Origin of the sequence: Pseudomarimonas arenosa, from assembly GCF_014841215.1 — a bacterium.
In the GTDB taxonomy this organism is placed as follows: Bacteria; Pseudomonadota; Gammaproteobacteria; order Xanthomonadales; family Xanthomonadaceae; genus Pseudomarimonas; species Pseudomarimonas arenosa.
Genome location: NZ_JACYTR010000061.1, coordinates 20,854 through 29,225, shown reverse-complemented (window position 1 = coordinate 29,225; position 8,372 = coordinate 20,854). Strand labels below are relative to the sequence as shown.

4 protein-coding genes are annotated in these 8,372 nt (G+C 64.1%); 1 reads left to right on the top strand and 3 read right to left on the bottom strand.

Features of this window, described 5'->3' with window-relative positions:
- Positions 1–132 precede the first annotated feature (132 nt).
- Genes IFO71_RS18395 through IFO71_RS18385 form a run of 3 tightly spaced genes read right to left on the bottom strand, consistent with a single transcriptional unit; the run spans position 133 to position 5,535 of the window.
- The gene (locus IFO71_RS18395; protein ID WP_192031142.1) at positions 133–1,479 is read right to left on the bottom strand and encodes a DUF3999 family protein; all 1,347 of its coding nucleotides are present in this window, start codon (positions 1,477–1,479) and stop codon (positions 133–135) included.
- The gene (locus IFO71_RS18390; protein WP_192031141.1) at positions 1,476–4,238 is read right to left on the bottom strand and encodes a DUF2339 domain-containing protein; all 2,763 of its coding nucleotides are present in this window, start codon (positions 4,236–4,238) and stop codon (positions 1,476–1,478) included. Before IFO71_RS18390 ends, IFO71_RS18395 begins: the two co-directional genes overlap by 4 nt.
- Positions 4,239–4,281: 43 nt before the next feature.
- Complete coding sequence (locus tag IFO71_RS18385) at positions 4,282–5,535, bottom strand: multidrug effflux MFS transporter (protein ID WP_192031140.1); 1,254 nt, start codon at positions 5,533–5,535, stop codon at positions 4,282–4,284.
- 100 nt (positions 5,536–5,635) lie between these two features.
- Here IFO71_RS18385 and mdeB point away from each other — a divergent pair, with 100 nt between their 5' ends.
- Positions 5,636–8,320: an alpha-ketoglutarate dehydrogenase gene (mdeB, locus tag IFO71_RS18380; RefSeq protein WP_192031139.1), complete on the top strand. Its 2,685-nt coding sequence runs from the start codon at positions 5,636–5,638 to the stop codon at positions 8,318–8,320.
- Positions 8,321–8,372 lie beyond the last annotated feature (52 nt).

The window sequence follows — 8,372 nt, the reverse complement described above, 5'->3', positions numbered from 1 at the left end:
GCAGCGGCCGAATGAGGGCCGTGCCAGCGCCGAAAGATCGCCAACACTCTGTTATCTCAACACCATCGGTCGAAACTCTCGCCCCGCTTGGAATTGCCGGATCTTTCGGCGCGACCTCATGAAGTATCCGGGCTAGGCAGCCTTGCCCTCTCGCAACAGTTTGGACGCCATCAGCAGCAAACTCAGTGCTGCCAGCACCAGCAGCGACCACAACGCCAGCTTCAGCCAGCGATTGGGTGAAACGCCATGTTCGAGGGCGGCAATACCATCGCGCTCCAGCCGCAGTCCCAGCTCGATCCGCTGCGGCTGCCAGTCGCCACCGCGTTTGCTGCGTGCAGCGGCCAGTGCCGTGCCCAGCGGCGCATCGATCCGTCGTCCCAGCCGGCTACCTGCCAGCAAGGCTATCTGGCTCGCGCCATTGCTGGCGAACATCAAGACATCTGGGTGATAGGCCAGTTTCAATACCGGCGCAGCGCTCAGTGGCTGATCCGAACGCAGTCGCCAGTGCCGGTCACGGGTGACCGCCAGCAGTCGATCGCCGCTGTCCAGCCAGTCACCTTCGATCTGCAGCCGGTAGTGACTGCCCTGCGCACGCTGCGCCCAGGCGGCATCCGACCAGGGTCGACTGGCCAGATCGAATTTCAGCAACCACTGCTCGCCCGGCGCCTGCAGATCAAAAGCCCGAATCGGCATCGCACCGGGCAACTCATAATTCCAGCTGCCGTCCGCGTCCTGACGGCCCTCAAGACTCAGCCAGACCAGGGTTGGCAACTCGACCTCGCTGTCGATCCGGGTAGCAAGGACCCGCTCCATCGCTGCTAGCGCCAGCGGTGCCTTGAACTGCAGGCGCAGATATCGCCCCGGCGCAGAATTCCAGTCGATGCGTGTCTGCTGCAGCAGCTCGCCGCGATGCGAAAGCCGGTACAGCCGAGCCGGCGGCCGCAGTGTCTTCCACGACTCGAGATCGGCGCTGCTCTGCACACTCAGCTCGGACTGCAGGGCAGCCTGATCTTCGGCCAACTGCAGTTCCACGGCCCGCGTCTGCTGCGCCTTATCACCGAGATCGATCAACAACTCGGACATGAGCGGCCCCGCCTCGCCGGCCGCGTCGACTTCGGGCTGACTTTGCAGGGTAAGTCGCTGGCCTTCGATCACCGCGCGCCAACCGGCTACTCCGTCAGCCGGCGCCGCCGCCAGCGGGAACCAGCGCACCTCGAACGACTCGCTGATCTCCAATCGACTCGGGCTGGGCGACTGCAGCATGGCCGGCAAGGGATGGCCATCGGCGTCGACAATCTCGATATCGCGCAACAACGGATCGATCGAAGCGCCATACACCGACTCATCCAGCTGCAGCTGAAACAAGGTGTTGCCATCGCTGGGCAGCTGCAGCGACCACTGCCAGGCGTAATCGGCGGCCCGCGCAGGGGCCGCCGCAATCATCGCCAACAGCGCACCTGAGACCAAAAGGCGCCTCATGCGCTTTCTCCCGTCGCCGAGCCTTCCTTAACTAGAGGCTCCGCCTTGGGCTCGGCCGGCGGCGACGGCGCCAGATAGCCGACCAAGGTGAGCAGGCCACCCACTGCCAGGAAGGACACGATACCGGCGATATTGCTCATATGCTGACGATCGATCAGGCCCAGCTTCAGCAGCACCAAGGCCATCAATACCGCACCGGCCTGCCACACCCGCCGCGAGCCGCTACGCGAGCCCCACACCCACGCTGCTACGCCGCACAGACTCCAGACCACGGTCAGACTGGTTTGCGCCAGCATCGACCTCCATAGCGCCTGGTTCCACGCCACATCGGCCAGATGATGCACCGAACGCAGGGTGGCCACGCTCAACCAGACCCAGCCCAGCAGGGCCAGCGCGGCAAGCACCGGGCGCAACGGAAGCCCCTGCTGGCGCAGCACCAGGAATGCCAGGGCCAGCAGACCCAGCTGCATCAGCTCCAAGGGATTGATCAAGGGCACGAAGGGCAGCGGGGAGGCATCGCCCGCTTGGCCAAGGCTGGTCAGCCAGAACAGTCCCAGGGCAGCCCCCGCCAAGGCCAGGCCAGCCAATCGGTACTGTTCAAACCGCTCCGCCACCGGCTGCCCCACCACGGTCGGTTTGAACGCTGCCCCCCATAGCAAGGCCACGGTGGGCAACCAGCCAATGATCACCGCCCAGTCATGCGACAAGCCATCGACCTGTTCGAGTCGGGCAAACACATCGCTGCCCAACACCAGGGCCAGCGAACCTAGTAGCGATAGGTGGGCAACGGCCAACCAGGGGGTCCCAGGCAAGAGCAGCCAGCGCAGAGTGACCAGGGTGGTGATCAGGAACATCGGCCAAAGCCATAGTAACGGCGCCGACAGCGGCCCCCGGTCCACCCCGCTGAGCGCCCACAGCAATCCGAATACCGCGCACATCACTGACAGCAAGCCGATATCAGGCCAGCGCAACTGACGACTGGCCCAGACGCCCACTCCCCATCCGACCAGCCACCAGCCGAGCCAGGCAGCTCGCCGGTTCGCTGACGAAACGAAGTGTTCAATCTCATGCGCTCCGGTGCCCAGCCAGATCAGGGCGGCACCGAGCAGGAACAACCAGTAAGCCACCCGACCACCGTGCATGCGCTGCAACATCAGCGCGCTGCAGCCCCAGGCCAGACTGACAATCCAGCCGCCAACGAACACACCGTTGCGCAGCGCCGGCGTGTCAGGTGGCTGGTACTCGAAAGCCGAGTACAGCCAGGCCAAGGCCGCGACAAGTTGCAGCGCGCTGCCGGCCAGCTTCGGCCACAGACGCTTCTGCCGCAGCCCCAGCCACAGCACAGCGGCGCCTTCCAAGGCCCAGATCTGCCCGGTGACATTGGCATCCAGGGCCAGCGGCACGGCGGCGGTGGCGAAACCAACGGCTAAGGTCGCATAGGCCATACGCAGCGTAGCCAGGTCCTGGCGCAGCCGAATCAAGTAGCCGAGCAGTGCGTAGACGCCCGCCGCGGATAGTGACGAGAACGCCATCTGCATGGGCGCATCGATCAGCAGAGCAGCCTGTAACCCAGCGGCGAACAAGGGCGTGCCGTATAGCAAGGTGCCATCGATGATCGGTTCGCGCTCACCACTGCCACGGGTGGCAAACAGATGATTGATGCCGACATACATCAGGAAGAACAGCACCAGGAACGGCTCGGTAGTAGCGAAGTGTTCAGCGCGATAGCTGAGCACACCCCAGAAGGTGCCTATGGCGAAGGTGAACCCGAACCCCAGCAGGTTCAGCAAGCGCCAGGAACGCCACCAGGCGATGGCAAATACAGCCGCATTCAACAAAGCGAAATAGCTGAATAGGGCGACGTGATTGCCGCTGCCGGTAGATAACAGCACCGGCGCCAGGAAACCGCCAGTGAAGCCGAGCACTGCCAGCGCTTTGGCATCCTGCTTCACCGCCAGCACCACGCTGGCCGCCACTACCAGCAGGGCGAAGCCGAACGCGGCCAATACCGGCAGCACTTCATACATTCGGAACGCTGCGAACACCGTCATCAGCAGCGCACCCAGGGCCCCGCCCTGCAAGCCGAGCGAGAACAGGCGGCGTTGCTCGCGCTGGCTCCAGGCAAACCACAACGCGGCCAGCGCCGCTGCCGCGCTGGCGGTCAACCAGAACTCCACCGGCAGTTTCAGCAGGGCATGTTGGGCGGCGAACTTGAGCAGGGCGCCGAGCCCAACGAAGGACACCAACACGCCGATCTTCACCGGCACATTGCCTTCGGTGAACCAGCGCTTGATCCAGCTGAGCCCGCGATCAAACCAGTCGGGCTCGGTGGAAACGGTCGGCTTCCAGACTCGCTCTCCGCTGACTCGTTTGACCACCGGCTCGGGCGGCGGCGTGTAGGTGTCGCGCGCCATCTCCAGGTCGCTTGTCATCGGATCCGGTTTCGGTGCTGGCGCCACGGCCGGCTCAACCACCGGCTCGACCGGTGTTGCCGGCGTAGTCGTAGAAGCCGCGTCATCCTCACGCACGGATTCCGCGCTCGGCGGCTGGGCCGCAACGACCCGCGATCGGGCGGCTTCGACCACCCGCCAACGCTCCAGCTCAGCCAACCGTTCGGTCATGGCGCGCAGGTGCGAGCTCAATGATTGAGTCCGCCCCCACAGCGCACCGACCAGACCGCCCAGTATCCAGGCCACCGGCTCGCCATCGGCCAGGATGGCCACCACGATTGCCCCCACCAATGCCCATATCCAGCTCATCTGTACCTCTCAGGCCGCGGCCATTGCACAGCAACCCACCCGCTCACAACCGATCGATCGGCTCAAGCTCGGGCAGGCGATCCCCTCCTGGGTAGTTCGGCTTGCGTATCACCCGCCGCCGGTAGCTTCGCCAAATGATGATGGCGATCAAGCTGAATGTGGCCGATCCCAGCGCCAGACTCCAGGCTGAATGGCTGATCAGCGGCGATACCAGACCGGCAATGGTCGCATTCACGCTCAGGCTCAGCACGGTTTGAATCGACGACGCCGAGCCGCGCTGACGCGGATACATATCCAGCATGGCCAGCATGATGGCCGGAAATACCAGGGCGATACCAAAGGCCAGCAAGGTCATCGGCAGCACCGCCCAGGGCACCGCCGGTTCTGGCACCCACTGGTAAGCGATATTGATCACCCCAGCCAGCACTGTCGCGGCGAACCCGCGCATCACCATCTGATCCGCCGTCCAGCGCTCGGCCAGACGCGAGGACACGAAGGCGCCGATCGCCATGCCGGAAATCATCGGCACGAAGAACCAACCGAATTGCTGGGCATTGAGTTTGAGAATGTCCAGCACAAAGGCCGGCGCCGAGGCGATGTACAAGAACAGGGCGCCGAAATTGAAGCCACCGGCAATCGCCAGACGGGCAAACTGCGGGTTGCGCGTGATCGCCCAATTGCTGCGCAGCAGGGGCCCGAGGCGGAACTGCTGGCGAAGGTCCTGCGGATGGCTTTCTCCGAGGAACAGCATCACCGCAATCAACAGCAGGGTGGAAAACAGGGCCAAGGCCCAGAAGATCCATTGCCAGGGCGCAAAGCCGATGATCCAGCCACCGATGATCGGCGCCATCGCGGGCGCCACACTGAACACCATCGACACCATCGCCATCATGCGCTGCGCCGCCGGGCCTTCCAGCCGATCACGAATGATCGCCCGCCCGACGATCAGCCCTACCCCGGCCGAGCTACCTTGCAGGGCACGATATACCAGGAGTTCCGTCAGCGATTCACTGAGCGCGCAGCCCACCGAGGCCAGACCGAACACAGTGACCCCCGCAAGAATCACCGGCCGTCGGCCAAAGCTGTCTGACAAGGGCCCATGCACCAGGCTGAAGCCGGCATAGGCGACCAAGTACACGCTGATGGTCTGCTGGATGGCCATCGGACTGGCGTCGAACTCCTGTGCCAGCAAGGGGAAGGCTGGGAACAGGGTGTCGATGGCAAACGGGCCAAACATGGCCAGAGCCCCCAGCAGCCACACCAAGCCGCCGGGCGCAGAGTTCAAGGTGCGAGGCATGCGCGCAGCATAGCGATTGTTGGGCGAAATGGCAGACGGCGCCCTTCGCTCGGATCGATCGCGTATCCTCGCCGGCTTCGCTCGATCGCCTCGAAACGCCATGAATGATCTTCCCCGCAGCGCCGAGCTGCTGCTGTCCGCCGCTGCCGGCCAGACCGATAGCGACCCCAGTGAAACCCGCGAGTGGCTGGAAGCCTTCGATGCCATCGTCAGCGCCCATGGGGTGGAGCGTGCGCAGTTCCTGTTCGACAAGTTGGCCGATCACGCCCTGGCGCGCGGCGTGCAGTCGGCCCGCGCTCGGGTCACGCCGTACTGCAACAGCATCCCCCTGAGTCGCCAGCCGCACTACCCTGGCGACGAGGCGCTGGAAGCCAAGCTGGCCGCCGCCCTGCGCTGGAATGCCATGGTCATGGTGATGCGGGCCAACCGTGACGGTTTGGAACAAGGCGGCCATATCGCCAGTTATGCCTCGGCGGCCGATCTGTTCGAAGTGGGCTTTCAGCATTTCTTCAAGGCCGAGGGTCACACCGAGGGTAGCGATCTGGTGTTCTTCCAGCCGCATTCGGCACCAGGCGTGTATGCCCGCGCCTATCTGGAGGGATTTCTCGATCAACAACATCTACAGAACTATCGGCGTGAGATCGGCGGCCACGGCCTGAGTTCGTATCCGCATCCCTGGCTGATGCCGGACTTCTGGCAATTCCCCACCGGCTCGATGGGCCTGGGCCCGATCAACTCGATCTATCAGGCGCGCTTTCTGCGCTATCTGCACGACCGCGGATTGAAGAACGCGGGCCAACGTCGCGTGTGGGGCTTCTTTGGCGATGGCGAGATGGACGAACCGGAATCGATCGGTGCGCTGTCGTTGGCGGCGCGCGAACGGCTCGATCACCTGACCTTCGTGATTAACTGCAACTTGCAGCGGCTGGATGGTCCGGTGCGCGGCAACGGCCGCATCATCGACGAACTCGAGGCCCTGTTCACCGGCGCCGGCTGGCAGGTCATCAAGGTGATCTGGAGTTCCGACTGGGATCTGTTGTTCGCCCGCGATCAACAGGGCGAACTACTGCGGGCCTTTGCCAAGACGGTCGATGGCCAGTTTCAGACCCTGTCGGCCAACAGCGGCGCCTACAACCGCGAGCGCTTTTTCCAACAAACGCCCGAGCTGGCCGAATTGGTGCGCGACCTCAGCGACGCCGATATCGATCGGCTGCGCCGCGGCGGCCACGATGCGCGCAAACTGTATGCCGCCTATGCCGCTGCGGTCGCCCATCAGGGCCAGCCAACGGTGATCCTGGCCAAGACCATGAAGGGCTTTGGCATGGGCAGCCTGGCCCAGGGGCGGATGACCACCCATCAGCAGAAGCAGCTCGACACCGAGCATCTGCGCGCATTCCGCGATCGCTTTGCCCTGCCGCTGAGTGATGAACAGGTCGATGCGCTGCCGTTCTATCGGCCCGATGAGAACAGCGCCGAAATGCGCTACTTACACGCGCGGCGCGCAGCGCTCGGCGGCTATCTGCCGCGTCGTCGCCAGACTTGCAGCCAGACGATCGACATTCCTGCAACCGAACGCTGGGCTAAATTCGCCCTGGACAGCGACGGCAAGTCGATGTCCACCACCATGGCGGTGGTGCGCATGCTCGGCAACCTACTGAAAGACGAACACCTCGGGCCGCGTATCGTGCCAATCGTCGCCGATGAAGCACGCACCTTTGGCATGGCCTCCCTGTTCCGCCAGGTCGGCATCTACTCGCCGCACGGTCAGCTCTACGAACCGGAAGACCTCGGCTCGATGCTGTACTACCGCGAAGAGCAAAGCGGGCAGATTCTTGAGGAAGGCATCAGCGAAGCCGGTGCGATCAGCTCCTGGATCGCCGCCGCCACCAGTTACAGCGTGCACGATCTACCGATGCTGCCGTTCTACATCTACTACTCGATGTTCGGCTATCAGCGCATTGGCGATCTGATCTGGGCCGCTGCCGATCAGCGCGCCCGCGGCGTGCTGCTCGGCGCCACCGCCGGCCGCACAACGCTGAACGGCGAGGGCTTGCAGCATCAGGACGGCAGCTCGCTGCCGATGTTCGCCAGCGTGCCGAACTGCCGTGCCTATGAGCCTTCCTTCGCCTACGAGATCGCCATCATCCTGCAACAGGCCATGCGCGGCATGCTGGAACAACAAGAGGATGCGTTCTACTACCTGACCGTCGGCAATGCCAACACGCCGCAGCCCTCGATGCCCGAGGGCGTGGCACAAGGCATCGTCGATGGTCTGTATCGCCTGCCCGACGATCTGAACACGAAGGTCAACCTGCTCGGCTCCGGTGCGATCATGAGCGAAGTGCTACGCGCCCAGCAGTTGCTGCGTGATGACTGGCAGATCGAAGCCGCCGTGTTCAGCGCCACCAGCTACAGCCAATTGCAGCGCGACGGCATGGCCGCCGAACGCGCCCAACGACTCGGCCAGTCAACGCAACCCTGTGTCGTGCAGCGCTGCCTCGGTGGCGCGCAAGGCCCGGTGATTGCGGCCAGCGATTACATCCGCGCCTGGCCCGAACTGATCCGCCCCTATGTCGCCCAGCGCTATCTCACCCTCGGCACCGACGGCTTTGGCCGCAGCGATACCCGTGCTGGGCTGCGACGGTTCTTTGAGGTCGACGCGGAATCGATTGTGTTGGCGGCCTTGGTGGCGTTGGCGGAGGATGGGGCAATCAATGCAGCGGTTCCAACCTATGCCCTCAAGCAGTACGGCCTTGCCGCCGAACAAGCGTCGTGGATGGTCTGAGGCGCAACGGCCCGGACCGCAGCCCGGCTTGTCGTAGGGTGGGCGTGTCGCC